The 26,571-nt window shown below is 58.2% G+C and carries 23 protein-coding genes; 8 read left to right on the forward strand and 15 right to left on the reverse strand.

Going from position 1 to position 26,571, the window contains the following annotated elements; translation table 11 throughout:
• Window positions 1-18: 18 nt before the first annotated feature.
• From dmpG to K325_RS0114280, 5 genes are read right to left on the reverse strand one after another with little or no spacing between them, the layout of a single operon-like run.
• On the reverse strand, window positions 19-1,047 hold the full coding sequence (dmpG, locus tag K325_RS0114260; protein ID WP_029654942.1) for a 4-hydroxy-2-oxovalerate aldolase: 1,029 nt from the start codon (window positions 1,045-1,047) through the stop codon (window positions 19-21).
• A gap of 15 nt (window positions 1,048-1,062) precedes the next feature.
• Entirely contained in the window at window positions 1,063-1,974 is a 912-nt protein-coding gene (locus K325_RS0114265) for an acetaldehyde dehydrogenase (acetylating) (RefSeq protein ID WP_029654943.1), read from the reverse strand.
• Between the two features lie 16 nt (window positions 1,975-1,990).
• Window positions 1,991-3,274, reverse strand: a complete 1,284-nt coding sequence (locus K325_RS0114270) for a TRAP transporter large permease (RefSeq protein ID WP_029654944.1) — start codon at window positions 3,272-3,274, stop codon at window positions 1,991-1,993.
• Complete coding sequence (locus tag K325_RS0114275) at window positions 3,271-3,753, reverse strand: TRAP transporter small permease (RefSeq protein ID WP_036193628.1); 483 nt, start codon at window positions 3,751-3,753, stop codon at window positions 3,271-3,273. Before K325_RS0114275 ends, K325_RS0114270 begins: the two co-directional genes overlap by 4 nt.
• A gap of 47 nt (window positions 3,754-3,800) precedes the next feature.
• A complete protein-coding gene (locus K325_RS0114280; protein ID WP_051146661.1) occupies window positions 3,801-4,805 on the reverse strand; it encodes a TRAP transporter substrate-binding protein in 1,005 nt (334 codons plus the stop codon).
• A 230-nt stretch (window positions 4,806-5,035) separates the two neighbouring features.
• Between K325_RS0114280 and K325_RS0114285 the strand changes: the two genes are divergently transcribed.
• The 3 genes from K325_RS0114285 to K325_RS0114295 are packed head-to-tail and all read left to right on the forward strand — an operon-like array spanning window position 5,036 to window position 6,633.
• Window positions 5,036-5,566: a helix-turn-helix domain-containing protein gene (locus tag K325_RS0114285; RefSeq protein WP_029654947.1), complete on the forward strand. Its 531-nt coding sequence runs from the start codon at window positions 5,036-5,038 to the stop codon at window positions 5,564-5,566.
• A complete protein-coding gene (locus K325_RS0114290) occupies window positions 5,563-6,282 on the forward strand; it encodes an AzlC family ABC transporter permease (protein WP_029654948.1) in 720 nt (239 codons plus the stop codon). The genes K325_RS0114285 and K325_RS0114290 overlap by 4 nt, the downstream gene beginning before the upstream one ends.
• 3 nt (window positions 6,283-6,285) lie before the next feature.
• A complete protein-coding gene (locus K325_RS0114295) occupies window positions 6,286-6,633 on the forward strand; it encodes an AzlD domain-containing protein (protein WP_029654949.1) in 348 nt (115 codons plus the stop codon).
• A gap of 106 nt (window positions 6,634-6,739) precedes the next feature.
• Here K325_RS0114295 and fauA read toward each other — a convergent pair whose 3' ends face one another.
• The 9 genes from fauA to K325_RS0114340 all read right to left on the reverse strand — a co-directional run bounded on the left by fauA (window position 6,740) and on the right by K325_RS0114340 (window position 17,321).
• Complete coding sequence (gene fauA / locus K325_RS0114300) at window positions 6,740-8,902, reverse strand: TonB-dependent alcaligin siderophore receptor FauA (RefSeq protein ID WP_029654950.1); 2,163 nt, start codon at window positions 8,900-8,902, stop codon at window positions 6,740-6,742.
• A gap of 164 nt (window positions 8,903-9,066) precedes the next feature.
• Window positions 9,067-9,957 carry a helix-turn-helix transcriptional regulator gene (locus tag K325_RS0114305; protein ID WP_169441812.1) on the reverse strand — a complete coding sequence of 297 codons (891 nt, stop codon included), beginning with the start codon at window positions 9,955-9,957 and terminating at the stop codon, window positions 9,067-9,069.
• Window positions 9,958-10,125: 168 nt separating this feature from the next.
• The gene (locus K325_RS0114310) at window positions 10,126-10,935 is read right to left on the reverse strand and encodes an ABC transporter ATP-binding protein (protein ID WP_420835450.1); all 810 of its coding nucleotides are present in this window, start codon (window positions 10,933-10,935) and stop codon (window positions 10,126-10,128) included.
• Window positions 10,936-10,998: 63 nt separating this feature from the next.
• Window positions 10,999-12,036 (reverse strand): FecCD family ABC transporter permease, encoded by a 1,038-nt coding sequence (locus K325_RS0114315; RefSeq protein WP_036193629.1) that lies wholly within the window; start codon window positions 12,034-12,036, stop codon window positions 10,999-11,001.
• A complete protein-coding gene (locus K325_RS0114320) occupies window positions 12,033-13,070 on the reverse strand; it encodes a FecCD family ABC transporter permease (protein WP_051146663.1) in 1,038 nt (345 codons plus the stop codon). Before K325_RS0114320 ends, K325_RS0114315 begins: the two co-directional genes overlap by 4 nt.
• The gene (locus K325_RS0114325; RefSeq protein WP_211218161.1) at window positions 13,063-14,379 is read right to left on the reverse strand and encodes an ABC transporter substrate-binding protein; all 1,317 of its coding nucleotides are present in this window, start codon (window positions 14,377-14,379) and stop codon (window positions 13,063-13,065) included. The genes K325_RS0114320 and K325_RS0114325 overlap by 8 nt, the downstream gene beginning before the upstream one ends.
• On the reverse strand, window positions 14,379-15,899 hold the full coding sequence (locus tag K325_RS0114330) for a PepSY-associated TM helix domain-containing protein (RefSeq protein WP_051146664.1): 1,521 nt from the start codon (window positions 15,897-15,899) through the stop codon (window positions 14,379-14,381). The genes K325_RS0114325 and K325_RS0114330 overlap by 1 nt, the downstream gene beginning before the upstream one ends.
• On the reverse strand, window positions 15,896-16,171 hold the full coding sequence (locus K325_RS0114335) for a hypothetical protein (protein WP_051146665.1): 276 nt from the start codon (window positions 16,169-16,171) through the stop codon (window positions 15,896-15,898). Before K325_RS0114335 ends, K325_RS0114330 begins: the two co-directional genes overlap by 4 nt.
• 169 nt (window positions 16,172-16,340) lie before the next feature.
• Entirely contained in the window at window positions 16,341-17,321 is a 981-nt protein-coding gene (locus K325_RS0114340) for a helix-turn-helix domain-containing protein (RefSeq protein WP_029654958.1), read from the reverse strand.
• 134 nt (window positions 17,322-17,455) lie between these two features.
• On the opposite strand from K325_RS0114340, the gene K325_RS0114345 reads away from it, so the two are divergent.
• Together K325_RS0114345 and K325_RS0114350 are read left to right on the forward strand one after the other, a co-directional pair.
• Window positions 17,456-18,568, forward strand: coding sequence for a methyltransferase (locus K325_RS0114345; protein ID WP_051146666.1), 1,113 nt, complete (start codon window positions 17,456-17,458; stop codon window positions 18,566-18,568).
• Between the two features lie 215 nt (window positions 18,569-18,783).
• On the forward strand, window positions 18,784-19,533 hold the full coding sequence (locus K325_RS0114350) for a substrate-binding periplasmic protein (protein ID WP_029654960.1): 750 nt from the start codon (window positions 18,784-18,786) through the stop codon (window positions 19,531-19,533).
• Window positions 19,534-19,599: 66 nt separating this feature from the next.
• Here the strand turns inward: K325_RS0114350 and K325_RS0114355 are convergent, their stop codons facing one another.
• Window positions 19,600-21,420 (reverse strand): acyl-CoA dehydrogenase C-terminal domain-containing protein, encoded by a 1,821-nt coding sequence (locus tag K325_RS0114355; protein ID WP_029654961.1) that lies wholly within the window; start codon window positions 21,418-21,420, stop codon window positions 19,600-19,602.
• 308 nt (window positions 21,421-21,728) lie between these two features.
• Here K325_RS0114355 and K325_RS0114360 point away from each other — a divergent pair, with 308 nt between their 5' ends.
• The 3 genes from K325_RS0114360 to K325_RS0114370 are packed head-to-tail and all read left to right on the forward strand — an operon-like array spanning window position 21,729 to window position 26,512.
• Window positions 21,729-22,244, forward strand: coding sequence for a DUF3833 domain-containing protein (locus K325_RS0114360; protein WP_420835451.1), 516 nt, complete (start codon window positions 21,729-21,731; stop codon window positions 22,242-22,244).
• A 23-nt stretch (window positions 22,245-22,267) separates the two neighbouring features.
• A complete protein-coding gene (locus tag K325_RS0114365) occupies window positions 22,268-23,362 on the forward strand; it encodes an efflux RND transporter periplasmic adaptor subunit (protein ID WP_029654963.1) in 1,095 nt (364 codons plus the stop codon).
• A gap of 3 nt (window positions 23,363-23,365) precedes the next feature.
• Complete coding sequence (locus K325_RS0114370) at window positions 23,366-26,512, forward strand: efflux RND transporter permease subunit (protein ID WP_029654964.1); 3,147 nt, start codon at window positions 23,366-23,368, stop codon at window positions 26,510-26,512.
• The last annotated feature ends 59 nt before the right edge of the window (window positions 26,513-26,571 follow it).

Here is a 26,571-nt window from a genome sequence, read left to right on the forward strand (position 1 = left end):
CTCGTTATCTGTGGGGTTTCAATTAGACGGATTGTTTTTGGCCATGGTCAGTGCCAGGTCTTCAATCATGTCTTCCTGGCCACCGACAGTTCCCCGCCGGCCCAGTTCCACAAGTATATCCCGGGCAGACACGCCGTATTTCTGACCGGCCCGCTGAGCAAACAGCAGGAACGAGGAATAGACACCGGCATAGCCCAGAGTAAGCGCGTCCCGGTCGACCCTGATCGGCTGGTCCATCATCGGTACCACTCGGTCTTCAGCGACATCCATGATTTTGTAGAGATCCACGCCGGTGTTCACTCCCATGCGGTCAAGCACAGCACAGAACACTTCTAGAGGGGTATTGCCCGCACCGGCACCCAGGCCTGCAACGGACCCGTCAATCCGGGTGGCTCCGGCCTCAATGGCCGTGAGTGAGTTGGCAATGCCCATGCCCAGGTTGTGGTGGCCGTGGAAGCCGACCTCAACGTTATCCGGAAGTTCTTTTCGCAACAGACCAATTCGATCAGCGACGTCGTCTGGCAGCATGTAGCCGGCGGAGTCGGTGGCGTAGATGCAGTTAGCGCCGTAGGAGACCATCAGCCTGGCCTGCTCCAGAAGCTTCTCCGGGGTGCTCATGTGGGCCATCATCAAAAAGCCAACGGTGTCCATGCCCATTTCCCGGGCCATGCCAATGTGCTGTTCGGAGACATCGGCTTCGGTGCAGTGCGTGGCCACCCGAATGGTGGAAACGCCGCAGTCCCGTGCCATTTTAAGGTGATCGACGGTGCCAATGCCCGGTAGCAGCAGTGCCGATACCCTGGCGTTCTTCATTTTCGGTATGACCGCGTTGAGGTATTCTTCATCGCTGTGGGCGGGGAACCCGTAGTTCACGGAGCGTCCGCCAAGGCCATCTCCATGAGTGATCTCAATCAGTGGAATGCCAGCATCGTCCATACCTGTTGCGATATCCACCATCTGCTCCAGGCTGATCTGGTGGCGCTTTGCGTGCATACCGTCGCGCAGGCTCATATCGTGCAGTGTGACGTTCTTACCTTTTAAATTCATTGGAGTAGCTCCTGCTTAGCCGCGCTCGGGTAGTGAAATGACGCCGTTATGGGCTTCTTCGGCAAACATCTCTGCCGTCCGCAGGCCCGCTGCGGTCATGATGTCCAGATTACCGGCGTACTTCGGCAGGAAGTCGCCCAGGCCTTCCACTTCCAGGAACAGGGACACACGGTTGCCGTCGAAGACCGGGCCGTTAACCAGGCGATAGCCGGGCACATATTTTTGCACCTCTTTCACCATGGCATGGACCGATTCGGTGATGGCCACCTGGTCCGGTTCACCTTCGGTTAGACAGTGAACGGTGTCGCGCATGATCAGGGGAGGCTCAGCCGGATTGATGATGATAATGGCCTTGCCCTCGCGGGCTCCGCCGACCTTCTCCACGGCACTGGCGGTGGTGCGGGTGAATTCGTCGATGTTTTTGCGGGTACCCGGGCCAACCGAGCGGGATGAGACCGTGGCGATAATCTCACCGTAGTTCACCGGTTGTACGCGGGACACGGCCGCCACCATGGGGATGGTGGCTTGCCCGCCACAGGTCACCATATTGACGTTCATCTCCAGGTTGCGGGCATGGTCTGCCAGGTTCACCGGTGGCACACAGAAGGGGCCAATCGCTGCGGGGGTGAGATCCACCATGATTACGCCCAGCTCGTTCAGTTTGCGGCTGTTTTCCGCATGAACGTAGGCCGAGGTGGCGTCAAAGGCGATGCGGATGTCATCTGAAATCACATGTTCGAGCATGCCATCCACGCCCGTGGCACAGGTTTTGATCCCCATCTCCGCGGCGCGTTTGAGGCCCTCGGATTCCGGATCGATCCCCACCATCCAGACGGGCTCAATCCACTCGGATCGTTGCATTTTCATCAGCAGGTCGGTGCCGATGTTGCCGGGGCCAATAATGACCGCTTTCAGTTTCTTACTCATACTTATCTCTCGCCTGTCAGCTGTTGATCAGGTTGCCAAGGCCCAGCGAAATCGCGGGTACGTAGGTGATTAGAAGCAATGCAGCCAGCATCACAATCAGGAAAGGCACCGCACTGCGCATGATTTTCTCAAGCGACAGCGACGCTACCCGGGAGGCGACAAAGAGATTGACGCCGACGGGCGGGGTGATCATGCCGATCGCCAGGTTTACGATCATGATGATGCCGAAATGAATCGGGTCGACCCCGATGTTGTTGGCGATGGGCAGCAGGATCGGCGTCAGGATGATGACGGCCGCCAGAGTTTCCATGAAGGTGCCGATGATCAGCAGCAGGATGTTGATCAGAAGCAATAGCATCAGTGGATCACTGATGAATTCCATCACCCATTCGGTTAGCTGGACCGGAATACGTTCAATGGTCAGTACCCGCCCGAAAATGGTCGCGGCGCCGACAATGATCATGATGGTGGCGGTTACCAGTGCTGAGTCCGCCAGGATCTGGTAGAGCGATTTGAGGTTCAGTTCCCGATACAGGAACAGACCGACAATCAGGCCGTAGAATACCGCGACGGCAGCGGCTTCGGTGGGGGTAAAAACGCCTCCGTAAATGCCGCCGAGAATGATCACCGGTACCAGCAGAGCCCACTTGGCATCCCAGACCGTGGCAAGGGCTTGCTTTATACTGGGACTGGGTTCTTTGAGGCCAATCCCTTCGCGTCGGCTTACCAGCCAGGCATAACCAATGAGAAACAGGCCGATGATCAGGCCCGGGACGATGCCCGCCAGGAACAGACCGGTCACCGAGACGTTGGCGGAAGAGGCGTAGATCACCATCGGAATGCTGGGAGGGATGACAATGCCCAGGCTGCCGGCAGAGGCAATCAGGCCACTGGAAAAGGCGGGCCGGTAGCCGTTCCGGGTCATTGCTGGCAACAGAATGGCGCCGACCGCCGCGACCGTGGCAGGTCCGGAGCCTGAGATGGCACCAAAAAACATGCAGGTCACCACGGCGATTACTGCCATACCGCCATTGAACCGGCCGAACAGAATCTTGCCGACTGCCAGCAGCCGCTCGGATAAGCCGCCATGGCTCATCAGGTTACCGGCCAGAATAAAGAAGGGCACCGCCATCAGAGGGAACGAATCGATCGAGGTCACCAGCCCCTGGGCCACGTAACTTGAGCTGACTTTTCCGCTGAAGAGCAGGGCAGCGGTTGAGGCCAGCCCCAGAGCAATAGCAATCGGCACGCTTGCCATCAGTAACAGGCCGAACAAACCAAACAGAATCAAAGCGGTCATGCGGTTTTACCCCCGCTCAGGATGGCGTGGATTTCCTGATAAATGGCTTGTAGCAGGCGCAGTACGGTCAAAGACAGACCGACCACGGGGGCAAGATAGACATAGCCCATGGGCACACCCAGAGACGCGGATTGCTGGTTGAAGCGGAAGATTTTCTCCGTCAGGGCAATTCCTTCTTTGATCACCAAACCGCAGAACACCATAAAGACGATGTACGTCATGATGTTGATATGATGGCTGAAGCGCTGTGGGAACTTTTGTGAAAAGGCGGTGACCCGAATGTGGGCGTGCTTTTTCACGGCATAGCTGGTCCCGATCCAGGTGACCCAGATAAACAGATACCGGGCCAGTTCTTCCGACCAGGTGATGGACGAGCCAATAACAAAACGCATGAAAATCTGAGCGATAATCAGGGCCGACATAATACTGATCAGTGCGACCAGGAGGATTTCTTCAAAGTATTTGTCAAGGAACTTCATGGTAGGGCCTCTTACCAGGCAGGCGCAGGGCCTGCCTGGAGGTGCTGTTATTGAGCCGCCTCGATTACGCGTTTAGCAAAGTCAGCACCAACAATGTCTTCGACACGGTCGTAGACTGGCTTCATTTGTGATGAGAAGCTCTTGAGTTGCTCTGGTGTCAGGGTGGTGATGGTTATTCCCTTTTCTACCAGTTCGGCTGTAGCCGCCTCGTCAGCTTCCAGGGCAAGGCCGCGCTGGTAGGCTTTGGCATCCTGAAACACCTGACTGAAGATCGCTTGTTGCTGATCAGACATCCGGTACTGGACTTCCGGGTTCATCAGGACAACAAACGGGGAGTAAATGTGGTTGGTTTTGCTGATGTACTTCTGTACTTCATCAAAACGCATGTCGCGGAACAGATTGATGGGGCCTTCCTGGGCTTCAAAAGTGCCTTGCTGCAGCGCGGTGTATAGCTCGTTGAAGGCCAAAGGTGCCGGGTTGGTCCCCAGCTCACGCCAGGCCATCAGATGGATCTGGTTTTCCATGGTGCGCATGTCCAGACCCTTCAGGTCTTCGGCTGTGTGAACAACCTGGCGGTCGTTGGTCAGTTGGCGAAAACCGTTTTCCCAGTAACCCAGGCCAACGATTCCGACGCCATCGAGACTGCTGAGCAGCTCCTGGCCGATATCACCATCCAGTACCTTGTAGACCGAGTCTCTATTCTGGAAAAGAAAGGGCATGTCCAGGGCGAAAAACTGTTTATTGAAGCTGGCCAGTGGCGCGGAGGACACAAACACCATGTCGATGTTGCCAAGCTGAATGCTCTCGATCAGTTCCCGTTCGCCGCCGAGCTGGCCGTTGGGGAAAATCTCCAGACCAACCTTACCGTCGGTGCGCTCGCGCAGTTCCTTGTCCATGTATTCCAGCGCCAGGTGGCCGGTATTGGTGGCGGAGGCGGCATGGGCGGCCTTAATGGTTATCTCTGGAGCAGCCTGTGCCTGACTAAAGGTGAAAGTGGTAGCCAGGGTGCTGGCCAAGACGAGTTTACTGCCAATCTGTAACAGTTTTTTCATGTTTGCCTCGTTTAGTCATTGTTGCCGTTGTTTTTATCGGTTTACTCGTAATGTCGAGATGCTGATGGCGGAGAATAGGTAAAAAAACCTAAATGTGTCAAATGGCGAATTATAATTTCACAATGTGGAAAATTTTTGATCATTTATAGTACGCGTTGATACCACTTCATTGACATTTTATTGTTCCTTTTGTAGAACGTTCTATAAATAGAACACTGGGAGTGGTTTACATGGATCAGCTTTCTCTCGAAACCCTGGGGCGACACCTGCAGTCCCTGCGGGTGGCTCGCGGATGGTCGCTCTCCGGGCTTGCCGCCGCCGCAGGTGTTGCCAAATCGAATCTGTCCCGCCTGGAACAGGGAAACGGGAATCCGACGCTCGATACCATCTGGCGACTGGCGGTTCAGCTCAATGTCCCCTTCGGCAATCTGGTTGCCCCCATCCGTGTTCCGGTTGGTGAGGAGGGGGTGCAGGTCCGGCTTGTGGATCAGGGTGGGGACAACCCCAGGGTAGACGCTTACTGGATGTCCTGTGCCCCCAACACCACGCGCATGGCGGAGGGCCATACGCCGGGGACGGTGGAGTCTGTGACCGTGATCAGTGGTCAACTGGAAGTCGGTGTCACCGGCCAAAGCCAGCATTTGCGGGCCGGGCAGAGCCACACCTTTGATGCTGAGCAGCCACACCTTTACCGGACACGGGAAGCCTGGGCGACGTTACTGGTGACCATCGTGTACCAGAAAGACGGTGACGAGTCATGAACGATCAGGCAATCAGCGCGGGTGGCCGCGCCTGGGTAAAAGGGGTACGGGATGCGATTCCGCTGCTCGGGGGCTACATTCCGGTGGCGATTTCCTTTGGCCTGATCGCCAATCAGTCGGGTTTCAGCAGCTGGGAAGCCATCATCATCTCTCTGGTCATCTATGCGGGGGCCTCCCAGTTCCTGTTTGTCGGCATGGTGGCCTCGGGAGCCCCTTTGTGGCTTGTGGTGGTGATGACGCTGCTGATCAATGCCCGGCATCTGGTTTATGCCCCGAACCTGGCTCCCTGGCTCACCGGAAACCGGTGGTGGTTCTGGTTGATGCACGGGCTGACGGATCAGGTTTTCGCCCTGGCGCACACCCGCCTGCCGGCGTTGCCGTCATCGGAGCGCCTGGGGTGGTTCACTGGCGCCATGTTGCTGGCCTGGTTCAGTTGGGTGGGAGGCACGGCCCTGGGCGCTTTCGCGGGGCAGGAGCTGACCGGGCGCTGGCCATTGCTGAACGACGTGATGCCCTTTGCGCTACCGGCCCTGTTCGTGGTGCTGCTGGCCCCGAGATTTACCTCCTGGTTATGGGCTGCGGCCCTGGGGTGTGCCATTGTCGTGGCGTTGTTGTTTGCGGCCAATGGCCTGCCTAATGTGGCGATACCGGTTGCGGCGCTTCTGGGCGCGGCGGTGTTCTTTGTAATGCAATCCAATACACGGGCGGAGGTTTAACGCATGGCTGGCGAACTGTGGGTTGCGGTGATCGTTGCGGCAGCGGGTACCTTGTTAATGCGTTTGTTACCCCTGGTGTGGATGCAGAGGCGTCTGGCCCGGGAAGACGGTCAGGGCGGTGCAGCGGCCATGCCCCGATGGCTGGGCGTGCTCGGCCCGGTGATGATTGCGGCCATGCTGGGGGCTTCGCTGGTCCCCGCTGCCGGGACCCTGAATGCCTGGGTTGCAACGATTGTTGGGGGGGCCGTAACTCTACTGGTCTGGTGGAGAACCAAGTCCCTGGGGTGGCCGGTCGTCTGGGGTGTTGTAGCGTTTGGGGTGGTGCGGTTTCTTGCTGTCACCGTCAATTGAACCGGGCAATACCAATCTTGAAGTTTCGGGGTATCTGCGTCGATGGCTCATGGCAGACTTATCTGTCTGCCATGAGCTACAGATATCAGCAGGGGCTTGTTGCCACTTAAAAGTCGTAGCTCAGTGACAAGCGAAGGTTGCGTGGTGCGCCCCACCAGGCCTGGCTATAAAATCCGACCTGATCGTGGTATTCCTTGTCTAACACGTTGTTCAGGTTCAGTTGAGCACTGATATCCGGAGTAAAGTCGTAACGGGCCATCAGGTCTACCACAGAGTAACTGCCCTGGGTAACACGCGTTGTGCCTGCCGGCCCTTGGGTATCCCTGTAGATGTCACTCTGCCAGCGCATGCCTCCACCCAGGCGGAGCGGACGCCAGTTGCCGGTAAACTGATAGCTGGTAGACAGTTTGGCTTGCTGGCGAGGGTGTGCGGTATTCATGCGGTCCCCGTCTGCATTTCTCGGATTCGCCAGAGTAAAGCTGGCGTTGACGTTCCAGCCCGGCGCCAGACGCCCGACCAGCTCGGTTTCAAAACCTTCAACGGTGGCGCCATCGACGGCCCGATACGCCTGGCTGTCCGGGCGACCATTCACGGTCTCACCTGGAATGGCTTCACCCAGGCCGTCCTGTTCACTTCTGAAAACGGCCACGTTCATATCAAGTTCATCCGCCAGCGTCGCTTTCAAGCCCACCTCGTAGTTGCGGCCGGTGATCGGATCAAGCAGAGAGCCGTTTGCGGAACGGACGTTCTGAGTCTGAAAAATTTCGGTATAACTGACATAACCACTGAAACGGTGGTTGAAATCGTAGATCAGCCCGGCATAGGGCGTGAGTTCATCGCTGTAGGAGTATTTTCGATTGTCCCCGAAATAGACTTGTTCAAGCTCCCAGTTGCTCAGCCGGATACCGGCAACCAGATGCAACGGGGCTGCGAGTGACCATCGGGTAACGGCATAGGCGCCGCTCTGAACCAGCTTGCTGTCATCGACACTGTTGAATGCACCCCAGACTGGCTCGGCAACCGGATCGCCCTGGCCATCATGGTAGGCTCCGATGCCTGGTGCTGCTCCTGCGGGTCCAGCCAGGCGCATGTCGAGATCGTCCTGAGTACGCACCCAGCCGAAGGCTGCTTCATGCTCTCGACCAAAGAGTTCGAAAGGTCCCTCAGCCGTGAAATGCACATCCTGACGGCTACGATCGCCCCGGTAGTTGGCAAAATAGGCGGACATACCTTCCCCGGTGTTCCTGTCAGGAAAACCGCTCCGGAAAAGATAGGTTAAACCGTAATTGCCGTCGTCATAGCTGTAAGCCGCCCGGAGTCGCCAGCTGTTGTCCAGGAAGTGATTCACGTCGATGAACGCCCGGGTGGTTTCATTGAAAAAGTGAGACCAGCGGGTGTTGTTGGAGGCAGAGCGATTGAAGTCGGTGCGGTTGCCATCCGCATAAAACATGGGAAAGCCGCTTCCGGCACCATCGGTCTGATTGTGCTGGTATTCAACCCCCAGACTGACATCGGTGTTAGAGGTCAGTTGCGAGTTGAGAACACCGTAGTAGGTTTGTTTGTCGTGCTCCATGTTATCGACATGGGTATCCTGTTGATCGCGCACCGCAATGAAACGTGCTGCGGTTCGGCCTGAATCTCCGAGCAGGGTGGAGACGTCAGCCGCCAACCGTCGCTTGTCCCAGCGCCCGAGATCTCCGCTGAGACGAGCGGCGAACTCCGGCAAGGGCTTTTTTCGAATGAAGTTGACGCTGGCGGAGGGATCACCGGCGCCGGTCAGGAGCCCGGTTGCGCCACGAACAACTTCTATCCGGTCGTAAATAGCACTGTCCCAGTCGGTATCGCCAAAGTTCCAGTAGCCCTGAATGGGCGTCATCAGTCCATCGAACTGATAGGTACTAATCGAATACCCGCGGGCGGAATAGTTGAAACGGTTGCTGTCGCTGCGGGTCATCGAGATGCCCGGGGCCCGATGCAAGATCTCGCCGCTGGTGCCCAATCCCTGATCCTTGATCTGTTGGTGGGTAATCACACTGACGGCCTGGGGCGTCTCCTTGATGGATAGGGGTAAGCTTGTCGCCGTTGTGCTGGCGCCAGGGGCATAGCTGTCGCGCTGCTCTGAATCAGCGGATAACTGGCGCCCGCTGACTACCAGCGCTTCCAGTTCCAGAGGGAACTCTTTGGCGGAAACAGGAACGCTCAACAACAGAGGAGCGGTCAGCAGGCCGAATCGCCCAATCTGACGCAGTGCAAAAGAGTCGAGGAACATGCAGGGGGATCTCCAAACCACAGGGGATGATGCCATGTTCTGCACTTCACACCTTGCAAGGTGCCAAGCCAAAATCAGTAGCAAATGGGAATGGTTATTTTTTAGTATTCCCTCGCAGTTGAGCTATGCCAAATGACAGGATACCTATGCAGCTGGCGATGAAGTCAGCGAATCAGGGAGCTGGGGGCAACACCAAAATGTTTTCGGAAGGCTGTCGTAAAATTGGTGGCGTAACTGTAGCCGGTGAAATGTGCCGCTTGCTGCACGCTAAACCCCCTCAACAGATAGTCTCGTGCCATTTGCAGCCGCTGTTCTTTCAGGAAGTCGAACAGTGTTTGCCCATAGCAGGCTTTGAACTTGCTGCGCAAGCTGCTTGGGCTCATGGCAGCCGTCTGGGCCAGTTCGTTGAGGCTGTACTCGGCTTGCGGATGGGCCGCAATCCGATCCCGAACGCGTTCCAGGCGTAACCGTTCCTTCGGGTGAATGCGAACCTCACACACGGATGCGCATGGCTTATCGAGCTTCAGGCCTTGTGACAGGATTTGCAGGCTCAGCCCTTCGAGATAGAGTTTTGCCAGACTCATATCGTTGCGGAAGAGCTGTAATCCCTGATAGAGGTGTGGGGGTAATCGCCAGATAAACCATCCGTTTCCCCTGCGGATGGGGGCTTGTAATTGGTCCAGAGCGACATGATCAAGGCTCAGGGTCAACACCCGGAGGTCCTGGCCGGCCTGTTGTAAGGCATCAAACTGCACTTCTTTTTCCAGACTCAAGGTCAGGGCCATCTGCTCTGACAGTTCGACGGTTTCGCCCCTGAGGGTCAGGCTGACACGCCCTTGCAGCACAATGATGATGCTCAGTGGGGCAGGGTCCAGAGAACTGGATTCGTAAGGTTCGATCACCCGAACATTGGAGCAAACCAGTTGCATGCCTGGGCGTAACCGGAACTCTTCCACCTGGCCTTGCAGGATATTGCCCGAGCCAGCGCAATCAGGAAAACGGTAATCCAACGCATACCTTCTGCCAAAAGCAAGCAGATCCTGATGCGTAAACATTCGTGTGTCCAATGGCTCCTGAGAATGGCGATCTGGCATGAGAAGATACAATACGCTGGCTGATTAGACGTAATAATGATTCAACAAGCCCTATTATCCTGCCAATAGCTAAAAGTGCAAATCTAAATGATTATCATATGTTGTTGACAGGTGAGGGGTCACCGGTTTTCAGACAGGGCCTTCTCTTCTGTCCCAGGCATGGTCGTACTGACAGACCCGGGGTATCAGCATTGGGCAGCCCGCTTCGGGGTCTCGAATAATACGGGCATCGAGGTCAAACGCGTCCCTCAATAACTGCTCGCTGATCAGCTCTTCGGGAGCTCCTTGTGCCAGTATTCGCCCCTCTCGCATTAGCAGCAGATGATCGGCATAGCGCAGAGCCTGATTGATATCATGCAACACGAGCACCAGTGTTCTGCCCTGCTGCCTCAGGGCTTTGCAAAAATCCATAACCGACAGCTGGGCTCGGATATCCAGAAACGAAGTGGGTTCGTCCAGCAACAGGACGTCACTTTGCTGGGCCAGCACTAACGCCAGCCAAACCCGTTGCTGCTGGCCGCCAGACAGGCTGGCGACCTGATGCCGAGCCATACCGGTTAACCCGGTTGCCGACAGGGCGTTGGCAACGGCGCGTTCATCGACGGGTGACCATTGCTGCCACAACGTTTGATGCGGGTATCGGCCCCGACTGACCAGTTCCTGGACTTCGATTCCTTCCGGCAGTTCGGGTTTTTGCACCAGCAGCGCCAGTTGCCGCGCTCTTTCCTTGTTGCCCATTTCTGCCAGCGTTTTTCCATCCAGCACGACTCGCCCTTTGCTGGGGGGCAACACCTGGCTGAGCATCTTTAGCAGGCTGGACTTACCACACCCGTTGGTGCCCAGAATAACGGTGAGCCGCCCACGAGGAATATGAATGTTCAACCCGGCGATTACGGATTTGCCGGCATAGTCCAGATGCAGCTCTTGCCCTTGCAGAATACAGTCCTTTGGTTGCTTGGGTGTCACGGGAATCTCCTTGGTTTTATCAAATGTCAGCGGTGTTCAGGACGGCGTTCTTTGTCGGAAGAGTTCGGCAAACAGGATCCAGGCAAGATAGGCACCGCCCAGCATGGCGGTCAGCACCCCGACTGGCAGCCGCTGAGTTCCCGGCAATATCAGAGTTAATGTATCGGCCCCTAACAGCAGCAAGGCGCCGATTAACCCTGAGCGTAGCAAAGCCAGTTGTTTCCCATTCCAGCGGGCCAGGTGGGGGGCAACCAGAGCAACAAAGGCGACCGGCCCGGCACACAGCACTGCGCCCAGTGCCAGAACCGTGGCGAGTACGAGTGCGAGTAACTGAGTGGTGCGCAGAGGGACGCCCAGGCTTATTGCGGTATCCCGTCCCAGCGCCAGCAGTCCCAGCCGACGGCTCAACAGCAGCAACCAAGGCAATGCTACGGCGAGGGTTGTGGCAATCAAGGTGACTTGTTGCCAATCTCTATGAGACAGGCTGCCGGCCAGATAACCCAGCATTTGCTGGGCCTGTTCTCGTTGTACCAGCGTCAGGGCAAACTGCACCAGAGCAATGGCAAGCGCATTGATTGCGACACCCATGAGCACCAGACTGCGAGACAGTTGTCCGTTTCTCCCCATCCCTGGTATCAGCAAAAGCAGCACGGTTACGACACCAATCAGGGCCCCCCAGGCAACTGACATCCCTGGTACAAGTAGCAGCCATAGGACGGCTCCGGCACTGGCACCGGCATTGATACCGATAATATCCGGACTCCCCAGCGGGTTGCGGCTCAGACTCTGAAAGATGGCGCCGGCAACCCCCAGCGCTACACCCACTCCCAGTGCAGTCAGTGCTCTGGGTAAACGTGATTGCCAAAACAGCCAGTGTTCGTAGGGTTCGGCTTCGCCACGAAAGGCCTGAAGCAGGCGGTCCGGAGACAGCCCGGCTTCGCCCAGCGTCAGGCTCAACGCCAGGGCCAGGAAGACCCCCAGGGTGCCAAATACGGCGGTCTTTACGGCGCCTCGGGCGGGCGCCCGGATCGTAAGAGGGCCCCATTGCCACACAGGAAAGCGAGAAACACTCATGAGGCGCTCCGCTCCCCGGCCGCGCTGCGTGCCGAAAAATAGAGAAAAGGGGCTCCCAGAGCGGCGATCAGGATTCCGGTAAGCAGTTCCCTTGGCGGCAGCAAGGTTCTGGCCATCAGATCGGCCAGCAGCACCAGCACCGCGCCGATCAGCGCAGTGCCAGGTAATAGAAGTCGAAACGACTGGGGGAGCCAGGCCCGCGCCAGATGGCCAGATGCCAGGCCGACAAACGCCAGAGGACCGACGACAGCCGTTGCCGCCGCACAAAGCAGGGTGGCACTCAGCCAGGCGAGTACGGAATGTCGCTGCAGACTGGCGCCCAGTGACAGGGCAGTGCTTCGATCCAGAAGCAACAGGTTCAGCCCGGGTGACAAGAGCCATAGAGTGATCGCCGAGGGAATCAGGTAAGGCCAGAGAGCATGCACGTCGGTCCAGCGCAGTCCGGCCAGTGAACCCGCCATCCAGTAGCGAAAACCATCGAATAATTGTGGATTCAGCAGCACTCGGGCCTGAACATAGGCCCCCAACACAGCGCTGATGGCTGCTCCTGCCAGAATCAGGCGTACAGGAGCCTGCGACTGTCCACTGGCATGCTGTAGCAATGACAGCATATAGACGCAGGCACTGGCCAACAGCGCTCCGGGTAATGCCTGCCAGAACAGGCCCCATTCAGCGGCTACCGGCAACAGGCTCAGGGTGACCAGCGAGGCACTGGCACCGGCATTGACACCCAGCAAGCCGGGATCGGCCAATGGATTGCGACACAGTGCCTGAATTACTGTGCCAGCCACCGCCAGTGCCATTCCTGCCAACAGACCGATCAGTAAGCGCGGGAGTCGTGCTTGCAGAACCAGAAGCTCATGACTGTTACCGGGGGGCTCAAACAGCTGCATCAGTAAGGCGGGGGAAAGCCAGCGGGTTCCGCCCAGTAGATTCGCCAGGACCAGAAACGCCAGAATAACGGTCAGCAGGCCCAGCTTGATCGAAACGGGGATTGGCCGCTTCTCGGTAAGAAGGTCTGCGTTACTAATCATAGAGACTGCTTTCCCCTGCGAGTGCCGGTAGCAAAACCTGATTGAGTTGGGCGATCAGCTCGGGCAGGCTCCAGCGCAAACTGAGCAAGCTGCCGTAAGAACTGGCCATCACCAGTGCAGGGTCTGTAATGGCCAGATAGCGGGACTCCCGCAAGGCTGGCAACCGACGAATCAACGGCAGGGATTCAACCTGACGCCGGCTTTGCTCAGAGCTGTACCAGCTGATAATCAGGCCGGCCTTATCCAGCCGGTCAGCCTGCTCCAGACCGAGCAGGGCTGCAAAGTGGCCACGGCTTGCCTGCAGATCCGCCAGTTCAGGTAGTTCAACGAAACCCAGTGCCAACAGCACATCGACACGTGGGTCACCCCGCACATACACCGACAGGTTGCCGACCCGGCTTGCCGCATTGATATAGGCCAGGGATACCCCGGAAAAATGAGGATTCGCCTTGGCATGGGCCGCCAGATAGGCCCGACGCTCCGCCAATAGAGCCTCGCCGCGATCCGATCGCCCTAATGCTCTGGCAATCAGCCGAACCTGATCCTCAACCGGGGTTAGCCATGGCTGGCTGGGATAGCCGACAACCGGTGCCAACTGACTGAGTTGATGATAGCTTTCGCGCGTCAGTCCGGATTGCGGCGCCAGAATCAGGTCCGGCTGCAGGGCGAGCAGGCGCTCCACATCCAGCTCCGGGTAGCTGCTGATGATTTCCGGCAACTTGCCCCCCTGAGCCTGCACTGCGTCACGGAACCAGGGCAGGTAACCGGCGTGATCTCCGCCCCAGTAATGGGGCTCAATTGCAACCGGCACCACCCCCAATTGAAGCGCCCAGTCTTCCGCAGCTGCTCCAAGAGTGACCACCCGCTCGGGGGGCCGGGCGATATACGCTTCCCCGTGGGCGGTGCGGATCCGGACCGGAAAACCGGATGCCCGGGATGGTGACAAGGAGGCTGGGTCCGTCGCCTTGTCATCGGGTATCGCGGATGTGCGGTCACAACCGGAAAGAACCAGGAGTAGTGCACCGAACAGCATGACCGAAATGATGGGCCAGCGAGTAAAGAGACCATGACGACGCCCCGACATGTTCAGTACAAATACGGCGCCTGCGCCAGCACTGAGATAGCCGAGCCAAAGCGCCAGGCCCAATCCGGGGTGCCAGATATGGATGGCCGCTATCAGCGCCGTCAGCAACATCAGCCAGCCCAACCAGAACCCATCGCGCCGATGCCGGAATGTTCCCTTGGGGGTGGTTATCGCCAACAGTTGAAACCCAGCGAAGGAGAGGGTGAAAACGATCAGATGCGTCATCAGGAGGCTCGCTTCTGTCGGGCGAACCGGAACATCAGGGCTGCCAGAATGATCAGAGCCAGATCAAAACCGACAAACAACCAGTCACCGGCAACCAGGCTGGTGGCGAACCCTCTTTCCGTGGTCACCATGTTCAGAACAGGAAGGCCCAGCAACAGTGCGCCGGCCAGCCCCAGTTGCTCCCGCCAACCGGCGGGTAAGGGGCGAATGAGTGCGTGAATGAGCATGGCCAGCCATGCCAGAAACAGCCCGTGAATTTCCCACTGGGACCGCTCTGGCCATGCTGCAGGCAGCAATCGGTTCAGCCAGAAAAAAGCCACGACCGCCACCGGAAAACCGGCCAGGGTTGCCAGGTTGAGCCGGTCGACCAGCCAGAGGCCTACAACGGAATGCCCCGGCTTCTGGCGCCGCTTGACGGACCAGAGTATTAACCCGGAGGCCAGCATGCCACACCCGGCAACGCCCAGCAGAGCATAGAGCCAACGGGTGGGCCAGTCGGCAAAGCGCCCAAGATGCAGCCCTAATAGAAGGCCGTAGGTATCGTAGGCTGGCGCCGAGACTTTCTCTCTCAGCGGTTCGCCACTGCCAGCATCAAAGACCAGAAAGGGGGGGTGACCGCGGATGCCCAGCAGGTCCGGCTGGTCGCTTCTGGCTTCCATAACGACCCGGGCATGCCGGTCACCGGGGTTGGAGACCTGGACCCGACCCACCTTCGCTCCTTCCCAATGTGCCTCGGCCTGTGCGAGTAACGTTGGCAAAGCCACCATCGGCGTCTGTTCGCCGGAAGGGGGCTTTGCCGGTAAGAAAGCAAACACATCGCTGATCAGGCGTTGGCGCTGTTCAGGTTCAGGAAAGGCTTGGTTCAGTCCCCAGGGTATGTACAGCATCATAAGGGTGACGAGCCCTGTGTAGGTGATCATCAGGTGGAAAGGCAGGGCGAGGACTGAAAAGCCATTGTGTGCATCCAGCCAGGAGCGTTGGCCTTTGCCCGAGCGAAAGGTGAAGAAGTCCTTGAAGATTTTCTTGTGGGTGATGACGCCACTGATCAGGGCCAGTAGCATCAGCATGGCTGCAATGCCCACCAGGTAACGGGCAAAGAGAACCGGCAGGTAGTGCAACTGGAAATGAAAGCGATAGAAAAAATCCCCGCCACGGGTGTCTCGGACGGGTATTACCTCTCCACCCAGTGGATTCAGGTAGGCCTGGCCCTGCCCGTGGGGCCCCCGCCAGTTCAGGTGAACCAGACGGTCACGCGTGTTCGGAAGTGTCACGGTCCAGTGGCTGGCTTCGGAAGCATGCCGTTGCAGATAACCGGACGCTTGTTCAAGCGCCAGAGCCGACGGAACCATTTCGGAGACTAAGGGGCGTTCCGGTTGCATCCATAATGTGATTTCCTGGCGAAAAAAGCTCAGGGTGCCGGTCAGAAAAATGACAAACAGTAACCAACCCAAGAGCAGCCCCGTCCAGCGATGCAATTGCGCCATACGCTGGCGTACACCCGCTCCCAGAGGCGCGATCACAAGGCGCCCTGCTGACTGAAATACATAAGAAATGCCCCGGCAGGCAGAATGCCAAGGCACGCAATGCGCAGGCTGCCCGCAACGAATACCCAGATCACCGTGGCCGCGAAGACGCTAAATCCCAGCAACATACCGGCGACCACGGATTGCTCCGGCTGCCAGGGTAAGGCCAGCACCGCCAGGCTGCTCCAGCGCGTCAACAGGAATGCACAGGCAATGGCAACCAGTGTCCTGAGCAAGGGGGCTGGATAAAACCGAACTTTGGCCGTCATGAATCTGTCCTGTCCAACGGTGAGCGAGACGGCGGACACCCGGATGGGAGAGACCCGGATGCGCTGAGCGAACGCAGTCTATCGACTGGTTTACACCGTCGCATTCGTCAAACAGAGGCTTTGGCAGCGTGCATAAGCATTGTGGCAAATGACATAGCTTCCTTGGATTTCATGGCGTCCTGTCTGAGCATCTCTTCCTGCCAAACATCGCTCTGGGAGATTTGCCGTAGTAACGGGTAAATGCGGCCGTAAAGTTGTTCGCGTATTTGTAGCCTACCTGCCAGGCCACTTGGGACACCTGTAGCCCGGATTCCAGCAACAGCATGGCCTTTTTCATCCTCAGTTCCAGCAACAGGTCGCTTGGCGTGCGCTGATACAGATAAAGCATGCCATCTTTGAGTTTGGTTTTACTGATGCCCATTCGGGTGGAGAGGTAATCCAGCGTCAGGGGTTTGTCCAAGTGCTCTTTCATCCAGTTCCGGGCTTTTTCAAGGCGATCAATCTCAGAAGGCGTGAACGGGGAAGAGCGCAGATCCCTCACAGGTGCCAGCAGGTTGAACTGTTCACTGAGCAGATTCAGGGTGTGGATATGTATATCCAGCCGTGGAAGGTGGCTTTGGTCAGGGCGAAGGTGGTTCATAACGGCCCTGGCGTGAGCTAACGCGGCCGGGTTACTGGCACGGAACGCCAGGCGGCTCAGGGGATCGTGCCCGAGAATGGCCTCAGCGCGGGACTCGCCAACGTACTTGCTGATCAGGGATTCGTGAACAATTACCCGCAACTGAGAAATGGTCTCGCCTGCGTTGTAGCAGCGTTCTCCCGAGATTCCGTGAAACGACGAAATGGTGGTATGGCCTTTCGCAAATTCTAGCTGGGTACGATCGTCGGCCCGGTATGAGGAACAGCCCTGCATACCCAGCGTAATCACCATGACTCTGCCAGGGTGCAAGCCATTACTTTCTTCAATCAGGGGTACCGATGGCGAATAGTGAAGCTGGCCTATCCCTAACCCGGGCTCCAGTTCCACATAGTCGTGAAAGCACTCCCCCAGCTCGTCGGGGAGCTGCAGGCGTACCCGTCCATCTTCCAGAATGTGTCGACTTCGCGGCAAGGCCGCCTCAACACGGCAAGGGAGCTTCAGGCCCGCCATAACGTCCCTCCCAGGGTTGCCCAGCCGGATCTTGCGTTTTGCATAGTTATTCTTGCCCTCCTCATATCTAAATGAGATTCAATCTCATTAATATATAGCAAGATTTCAATTCAGCCAACTACCTCGGGGTATTCATGACTGACCATTTCTCGCTGGCGCCTGAGGTTCCTCCGGAAACCGCCGGTACCACTCAAGCCTGGAAACATGCTCTGGCGGAGCCCCATGTGTTGTCTTCCCTGTGGGCTCTGCCGTTGTCGTCTGTGGGCGCCGGCCTGGTGGAAAAAGCTCTGGAGGTCGGTTTGTTCGCGCAGACCGAGCAGGCCGTCTCAGCCGCCACTCTGGCGCAACGTCTTGCCCTGAGTCCGGGGCGGTTGGCGTATGCCCTGGAGGTGTTGTGGAGCCTGGGCATGTTGCTGCGCCGCCAGCAGGCGGATGGTGAGTGGTTGTATGGCACCGCGCCGGAGTTGTCTCCTTATCTCAATCCAGTTTCTGAATCCTACTGCGGTGATGCGCTGCTGTTCCGGTTTCGGGTGCTGCGCCAGGCCGCAGATCAGGTCATGGGGTTGTTGTCGGATGAGGTGCCTGTGGTTCCACCGAGGGGCGTGGCCGGGCAACCGGCGCTCTGGGCGGAAGCCGCCAGGGTACAGATTGCTCAGGAACAGGCTGCCGTGAGCGCCGAGGTGGCGTTGTCGGTGATGTCGGCGCAGTCGGAGTTCGGCCAGGCGCAGACCGTGCTGGACCTGGGTGGCGGGCCAGGATTGGTGGCCATCGAGTTGGCCCGCCACCAGCCGCTGCTGTCGGGGGTGGTGTTTGATTTCCCGGAGGTGGTGAGCGTGGCCCGAGAGAACATCGCGACAGCGGGGCTTGAGGATCGGCTGAGTGTGCTCGGAGGGGATCTATCGAGCGATGAGCTGGGCAAAGGTTATGACGTTATCTGGTGTTCGTCGGTGTTTCACTTTGTACCAGACCTGCCGGGCTTGCTTGCCCGCCTGCATGAGGCGTTGTCACCCGGTGGGTTGTTGGTGTGCGCTCACGCTGTGATCGGGGCAGAAGGGTGGCAAAACCGTGCCGTGGCGCCTTATTACCTGAATCTGCGATTGCAGGGAGGACGGGTGCTGGCGGCCGGTCAGTTGGAAGAGCTGTTGTTGGCAGCTGGCTTTTCCGGGGTGGACTCCGTGTCCCAGGTGCGCTTTCCGGTGGCGCCGGTCAACGTGGTGATTGCCCGCAAAGAAGGAGGGCGGTCATGAGTCGATACCTGGACCTACTCCTGGAACAGGTGGCTGAGCGTGCCTGAGGGTATGCTCTTTGCGTAACCTTTCGCTTCTATGGGGGCCGCCACCCTTACCAAAACAAACAGTTTAGTTATAAAAGAATATATAAAATTCATGTAGGCTATAATGTCGATTCACAGCGCCGTTGTTTCACTTGCAGTGAAAGTCTTCGAATAATAAGGAGATAACCTGTGTCCAAGACAGCCTTCCTGTTTACCGCATTATTGGTGTTTTCCAGTGTTTCTTTACCTGTTCTGGGTTCTGAAAAACTTTATATCTACACGGAGAGCTTTCCGCCCTATAACATGAGTTCCACCGGCCGGGCTTTTGAGCACAATGGCGATGGCATCGACGGGCTTTGTACTGAGATGGTCAAAGCTGTGCTTGAGGTTTCCGGGCTGGACCATGTGGTCAAACTGCGTAACTGGGATTACGGCTATAACCGTGCCCTGAACAAGAAGAACCACGGTATTTTCTGCACCACCTACACCGAAAGCCGGGCGCCTCAGTTCAAGTGGGTCGGACCACTGACGACAAACCTGTGGACGATTTTCGCGCCCGCCGGCACCAATCTTAAGATCGACAAGCTTGAAGATACCCGTGGCCTGCTGTACGCCGGCTACCGGGGTGACGTTATGACGGAGTACCTGCTGGAGCGTGGCTACAAGGTCTCGGAAATGGAAAGCGATGATCTGAACCCCCGGCGCCTGGAACTCGGGCAGGTGGATCTGTGGATCGCCGAGAAGCTCGCGGGGCCTTACTTCGCGTCTCAGCAGAATGTGGAAGGTCTGGTTCCGGTCTATTCGTTCAACGAGGCCGAGCTGTATCTGGCGATGAACGTTGATACGCCGGATGATGTCATTCAGAAACTGAATAAAGGCCTGGAAACCATCAAGAGTAACGGTATTTACGAGGCGATTGAGACCAAGTACGGGCTCTGAGCCAGTAAGTTTCTGAAAAAGCGAAAAACGTCCCGGGCACTGCCCGGGACAGGAAATGACCGGTGATCAACCGGTAAAGGCCAGATGCTCCGGTTCTACCTGCATCAGGTTCCGGGCAGGGCTCAGCATGCTGGTGGCGTGCGCCTGGGCCCGGGGCAGTAACCGCTCGTAATAGAATTCGGCCGTTGCCAGTTTGGTTTGATAGAAGGCCCCAGATTCCTCGCCTCCCTCGTTCAGCCGGTCCACCGCGACAGCTGCCTGACGCAGCCACATGTAGGCCATGGTCACGTAGCCGCTGTACATCAGGAAGTCGTTGGCGGCAGCACTCACAACATCCCGATCCTTACGGGCCGCCAGCATGACCCGCACGGTTAACAGGTTCCACTGGGCCGTCAGTTTCAGCAGCTCCACCGACATGGGCCGCAGCTGTTTATTGGTCAGATGCTTGCGGGCGAAGTTGGCAACCTTCAGGGTGAACTCGCGCACCGCGCCGCCCTGGGTCATCAACAGCACCTTCCGGCCCAGCAGGTCCAGAGCCTGGATTCCGGTGGTGCCTTCGTAAAGTGTGGAGATGCGGGTGTCCCGGACAATCTGCTCCATCCCGTGCTCGCGAATGTAGCCGTGGCCACCGAACACCTGCATACCCAGATTGGTGGCTTCGCAACCCAGTTCGGTCAGGAAGCCTTTGAGGATCGGGGTGAGAAACCCAAGCTTGTCGTCGTATTTCGCGGCTTTTTGTTCGTCGCCGGCGGTGTGGGCCTCGACCATGTGGTCCGCAAGCCTGGCGGCGTAATAGAGCATTGCCCGACCACCCTCTGCGATGGCTTTCTGGGTCAGCAGCATGCGACGGACATCGGCATGGTGAATCAGGCTGTCAGCAACCTGGTCCGGGTCTTTCTTACCCGACAGCGCGCGCATGGAACGGCGCTCCCTGGCGTAGTCCAGCGCCCACTGATACGACAGTTCAGCCGGGCCCACGCCCTGAATGGCGGTACCAATGCGGGCGGTGTTCATAAACGTGAACATGCACTCCAGGCCCTGGTTCTCCGGGCCGATGAGGAAACCGGTTGCGCCGTCGAAGTTCATCACACAGGTGGCCGACGCCTTGATGCCCATTTTCTTTTCCAGGGCGCCACAGCTTACGGCATTGCGCTCACCCAGCCCTCCGTCGGCACCGGGCAGGAATTTGGGCACGATGAACAGGCTGATGCCTTTGGTGCCTTTCGGGGCATCAGGCAACCTCGCCAGCACGATGTGAACGATGTTCTCGGTGAGATCGTGCTCCCCGGAGGAGATAAAAATCTTGGTGCCGGTCAGTGTATAACTGCCGTCTGCCTGGGGCTCGGCTTTGGTCTTCACCTGGCCCAGATCGGTGCCGCACTGGGGTTCGGTCAGGCACATGGTGCCGCCCCACCGGCCTTCGGTGAGGGGGATCAGGTAGGTTTGTTTCTGGTGCTCATCGCCGTGCAGGAAGATGGTGTTCATGGCACCCAGAGACAGCCCGGGGTACATGGAAAACGACCAGTTGGCGGTGCCCATCATTTCCTGTTTCAGCAGGCCCATGGAGGCCGGTAACCCCTGGCCACCGAACTCTTCCGGGGCCGACAGCCCCTGCCAGCCCCCCATCACGTACTGATCGTACGCTTCCCGGTAACCTTTGGGGGTGGTGACTTCCCCGTTGTCCAGTTTGCAGCCTTCTTCATCGCCAGACTGATACAGCGGGCTCAGGACCTCTTCGCAGAAGCGGCCGCACTCGGTCAGGATGGCCTCAACGATGTCGGGGGTGGCGTTTTCACCGGAGGCCAGAGTCTGGTAATGGCCCGGGTAGTCGAACACGTCGTTGAGCAGGAATTTCATGTCCCTCAGGGGCGCTTTATACACAGGCATGGCCAGTCCTCATTGACTTTGATTATCCGGAATCGGTTGGGCCTGTTGGCCGTTATAAGAGCCGTTTTACGGCATTCATGGGAGGCTGCCATTGACGGAAAGCGCCCGGACAGGTGTCAGAACGGACAATTGGCTGAAATGACGCTTGCTGCCCGGGACTGATCGGGCCTGGCCTCTGGCCCGTAATCCTGAACAATCCGGGCGGTTGGCCGCCCCGTTTGCCCAGGAGTGTAAAAGTCATGCAAAAGCTGCGTATTTCAGGCAATTTCAATGGCCTTCGAAGGGGGGCTCTTATACTGTTGATAACCATGGTGCTGACCGCGTGTGCCGGGCCGTCGCTGGACGATTACCGGGATCGGGGGCCGGCTCTGGTGCCATCCGGGTTCTTTCAGGGCGAACTTTCCGCCCGGGGTGTGGTCAAGGACTACGCCGGCGAGGTTATCCGGACTTTTGATGCCGACATTGTGGCCCGTTGGGATGAACACGGTGTCGGAACGCTGGATGAGGTGTTCCGGTTTGATGATGGAGAAGTTCAGACCCGGGTCTGGACCCTGACACCGGACAACGGAGGTTATCGCGCCACGGCCGGGGATGTGATTGAGGCAGGCACGATGCGCTGGCAGGGCAATGCGATTCATATGAACTATGTCCTGAGGGTGTCATACGGCGACAGCACAATCGACGTCCGGATGGATGACTGGATGTATCTGGTCACCCCCGACACGCTGATCAATCAGACCACCATGAGCAAGTGGGGGATACCGGTTGGCGAAGTGGTGTTGGTGATACAGAAAACGAAACGCGGGCCCGGCCCGCAGAACTGAACTCTGAAAGGTTTGTGAACCCCATGTGGAAACAATGGCTGATTGCTGCTGTGCTGGTTGCTGCGGGCGCGGGAGGTGCTGCGATATACCTGTCCATCGAACCATCTGTGGAGGAGCAGGGTAGCGGACAGGCCAGAGTGAGCAAGGTCAGCGCTGTTGAACCACGGTTGGCGAGCGTTCGGGACGACGTTCGGTCAGTAGCGAATCTGAAAGCTCTGGAAACGGTGGAACTGACCACCGAAGTCAGTGGCCGGGTAGTTGAAATCAATCTGGAGCCGGGGCGGAAAGTGACCAGGGGAGACGTTTTGGTGCGGCTGGACGATCGCCAGGCCCGGGCTGACCTGCAGGTTATTGAAGCCCAGTTGGCGGATGCCCGTCGACAGCTGGAACGCGCTCTGCGATTGCGCGCGAACAACAGCGTGTCGCAAGCTCAGGTGGACGAGCTGAGGACGGCCGTCAGTGTCGCCGAGGCCCAGCGACAGTCCGCCAGGGTTCGACTGGAAAACCATCATATTGAAGCGCCGTTTGCTGGCGTGGCCGGGCTTTCCGACATCAGTATCGGCGCCTACCTTCAGGCGGGCACCGGGATTACCACGCTGGACAGCATTGACAGCATGGAAATGAGTTTTGCAGTCCCGGAACGTTTCGTGGGCCAGGTTCGGGTGGGGCAGCAGGTGGTTGCCACGTCACCGGCCTTTCCGGGCGAAATCTTCGAGGGGGCTCTGGTGGAGTTGGCGACGCGCATCAGTGAGCTGAGCCGGACGCTGTCGGTCAGAGCCATTATCGGGAACCCGGATGGCCGGCTTCGGCCAGGCCAGTTTATGTCGGCGGCCCTGACCCTGCAGGAGCGGGAGGGGATGGTCATTCCCGAGCAGGCGCTGATGATTCGTGGCAACGACAAATATGTGTTCCTGGCCGAGGACGGTGTGGCTCGTCGGGTGCCTGTGGTGACCGGATCGCGCCTGCCGGGTCTGGTCGAGATCGTCTCCGGCCTGACGCTGGAGGACGCGGTCGTGATCACGGGCCAGGATCGCCTGAGTACCGGCGACCGCCTTGACGTGCAAAACAACGATCAGGCGATTCCGGACAATCGTTTTGCTCAGACCGTGGAGTCCTGAGCGATGGTACTGTCGGATGTGTCGATCAAACGCCCGGTTTTTGCCACCGTTCTCAGCCTGCTGATTGTGGTTTTTGGTCTGGCGGCCCTGTTGGGGCTGCCGGTGCGCGAATATCCGGACATTGACCCGCCCGTGGTCTCTGTGTCCACGGATTACACCGGTGCGGCAGCAGAAGTGGTCGATACCCAGATCACCCAGGTCATCGAGGGGGCCATCAGCGGGATTGAAGGGATCCGCTCTATTGAATCCTCCACCGAACAGGGGGAGTCCCGTACCTCCATCGAGTTTGATACGTCCCGCGATGTCGATATTGCTGCTAATGATGTCCGGGACGCGGTCTCCCGGGTTCTGAACCAGTTGCCAGACGAAGCCGACCCGCCGGTTGTGAGAAAAGCCGATTCCGATGCCCGGCCGATGATGTGGGTGACCCTCATCAGCGATGTCTGGGACAGTGCCGAGCTGAGTGACTTTGCAGACCGGGTACTGGCAGACCGGCTGTCGGTACTTGATGGCGTGGCCGATGTGCGAATTGGAGGCGAGCGGCGTTATGCCATTCGGGTATGGCTGGACCGAACCCGCCTGGCCGCACGCAACATCACCGTGTCGGAGGTGGAACAGGCGTTGCGGCAGAACAACGTCGAACTTCCGGCGGGCTCTGTGGATTCCTCCACCCGCAATTTTACCGTGCGGGCCGAGGGCCGTTTATCCACCGTAGAGGAATTCCGGAATCTGGTGATTCGCCGCGACGGCAACGATTTGTTGCGGCTAGGGGAAGTGGCAAATGTTCAGGTGGGGGTGGAATCGGATGTTGGCCGGTTGCGGGCCAATGGCGAGACGGCCATCGGAATGGGGGTGATCCGACAATCTAAAGCGAACACGGTGGCGGTATCTGATGCCGTGCAGGCCGAACTGGAGAACATTCGCAGAACCCTGCCACCGGAGGTCCGGATTGCCGAGAGCTATGACGAATCGGTGTTCATCCGGGCTTCCATTAAAGAGGTGCTGATCACGCTGGTGATTGCCGTCTCTCTGGTGATCCTGGTGATTTTTCTGTTCCTGCGTTCTTGGCGGGCAACCCTGATTCCGGCGGTGACCATCCCGGTTGCGGTGATCGGGGCGTTCATCGGCCTGGGGTTCCTGGGTTTCTCCATCAACGTTCTGACCCTGCTGGCGATTATTCTGGCCATCGGGTTGGTGGTGGATGATGCCATTGTCATGCTGGAAAACATCCAGCGCCGGATCGACGAAGGTGAGCCACCGTTACTGGCGGCCTACCGGGGTGCGAAGCAGGTCGCCTTCGCGGTGATTGCGACCACACTGACGCTGGTGGCCGTCTTTGTGCCGATTTCGTTCATGGGCGGCAATGTCGGGCGCCTGTTTGCGGAATTCGGGTTTACCCTGGCGGCGGCGGTGGTGGTCTCCAGCCTGGTTGCCCTGACTCTGGCGCCCATGCTGTGTTCCAAATGGTTGAGACACAGCCCGGACAGCGCGGAAGGGCACCGGTTCTGGGCGGTCAGTGAACGCTTGATCAACGGGCTCACCCGCGGTTACGAGAGGCTCCTTCGTTTCTCCCTGAAGCAGCCCGGTTTGTTGCTTGGGCTCGGGCTGGTGGGGTTGATGGTTGCTGTTGTGATCTTCCCGAAATTGCCTCAGGAGCTGGCCCCGACTGAGGATCGCGGCGTGATCATCATGCCGGTCAGCGCACCCAGAGGCGCCACCGTGGAATTCACCGACCACTTTGTGAAACAGGCGGAGGAACGCCTGCTACCCTACCTGGAGGAGGGAGTCGCGGAGCGCTTCTTGTCGATTGTCGGGTTTCGCGATGAGGAAGACAGCGCGTTTATGATCATGGGGTTGATGCCCTGGGAGCAGCGAGACATCAAGCAGCAGCAGGTGACGACACAGATCCGGGACAAGCTGTCGGACATCAGCGGGGTCCGAATCAATGCCATTAACCCACCGGGTCTTGGCCAGCGCGGCTTTAGCCAGCCTGTGGAATTTGTGATTGCGGGGCCGGATTACGAGTCGGTTCAGGCCTGGAGTGAAGAAATCGCCGAGCGGGCCAAAGAGAACCCGAATCTCCTGAACGTGGATACCGATTTTGAACTGACCCGGCCGGAGCTGAGGGTTCGGATTGATCGGGATCGGGCGGCGGATCTGGACATCACCGTTGAGGATGTCGGCCAGACGCTCCAGACCATGCTTGCGTCCCGGCAAGTTACGACCTACCTGGACCGGGGCCGGGAATACGATGTTATCGTTCAGGCCGATGATGCCGACCGGGCAACACCGGGTGATCTGGAGCAGGTTTTCCTGCGGCCCCGGGCTGGAGGGGAATTGATTCCGCTCAAGGCGCTGGTGTCGGTGGAAGAAGTCGGCGCCAACCCTGACCTCCGTCGCATTGACCGGTTGCCTGCTGTGGTGGTCAGTGCCTCCCTGGCCGAAGGGTACGATCTGGGCTCGGCACTCACGTATCTGAATAACCTGGCTGTGGATAACTTGCCGCCCGAGGCCCGCCTCAGCTATCAGGGGTTGTCTCAGGAGTTCCAGGATTCCTCTGCGGCCATCTACCTGACCTTCGGGCTGGCGTTCATCATTGTTTTTCTGGTGTTGGCGGCTCAGTTCGAAAGCTGGATTCACCCGATGATCATCATGCTGTCGGTTCCGTTGGCAGTAACCGGTGCGTTGCTGGCCCTGGCCTGGTCGGGCATCAGCCTGAACATCTACAGCCAGATTGGCATCATTATGCTGTTGGGGCTGATGGCCAAGAACGGCATCCTGATCGTGGAGTTTGCCAATCAGCTTCGGGATAAAGGGTATGAGGTCAGGGATGCCATTCTGGAAGGGGCTATCCTCCGGTTCAGACCGGTGTTGATGACCACCATCTCCACCGTTTTTGGTGCGGTGCCGCTGGTCATTGCCTCCGGAGCGGGAGCGGAAAGCCGGGCGGCGATCGGAGTGGTCATTCTGGGCGGGCTGATTTTTGCCACCACACTCACCCTGTTCATCATCCCGGTGTTGTACAACCTGCTGGCGCGGTACGCTAAATCGTCAAATGCGGTGGAGCAGGAGCTCGAGCGACTGGCGACAGGCACCTCTGGAGGAGGTGGTACAGCGGTGGCACTTCAGCGCAAAGCGGATGATTTCTGAATGGCCCGGCGGCTCTGCCCGAAACTCCATGATCGTGGCAGAGCGTTGTGGATAATTTT

The sequence above is a fragment of the Marinobacter daepoensis DSM 16072 genome (assembly GCF_000421165.1).
Classification (GTDB): domain Bacteria; phylum Pseudomonadota; class Gammaproteobacteria; order Pseudomonadales; family Oleiphilaceae; genus Marinobacter; species Marinobacter daepoensis.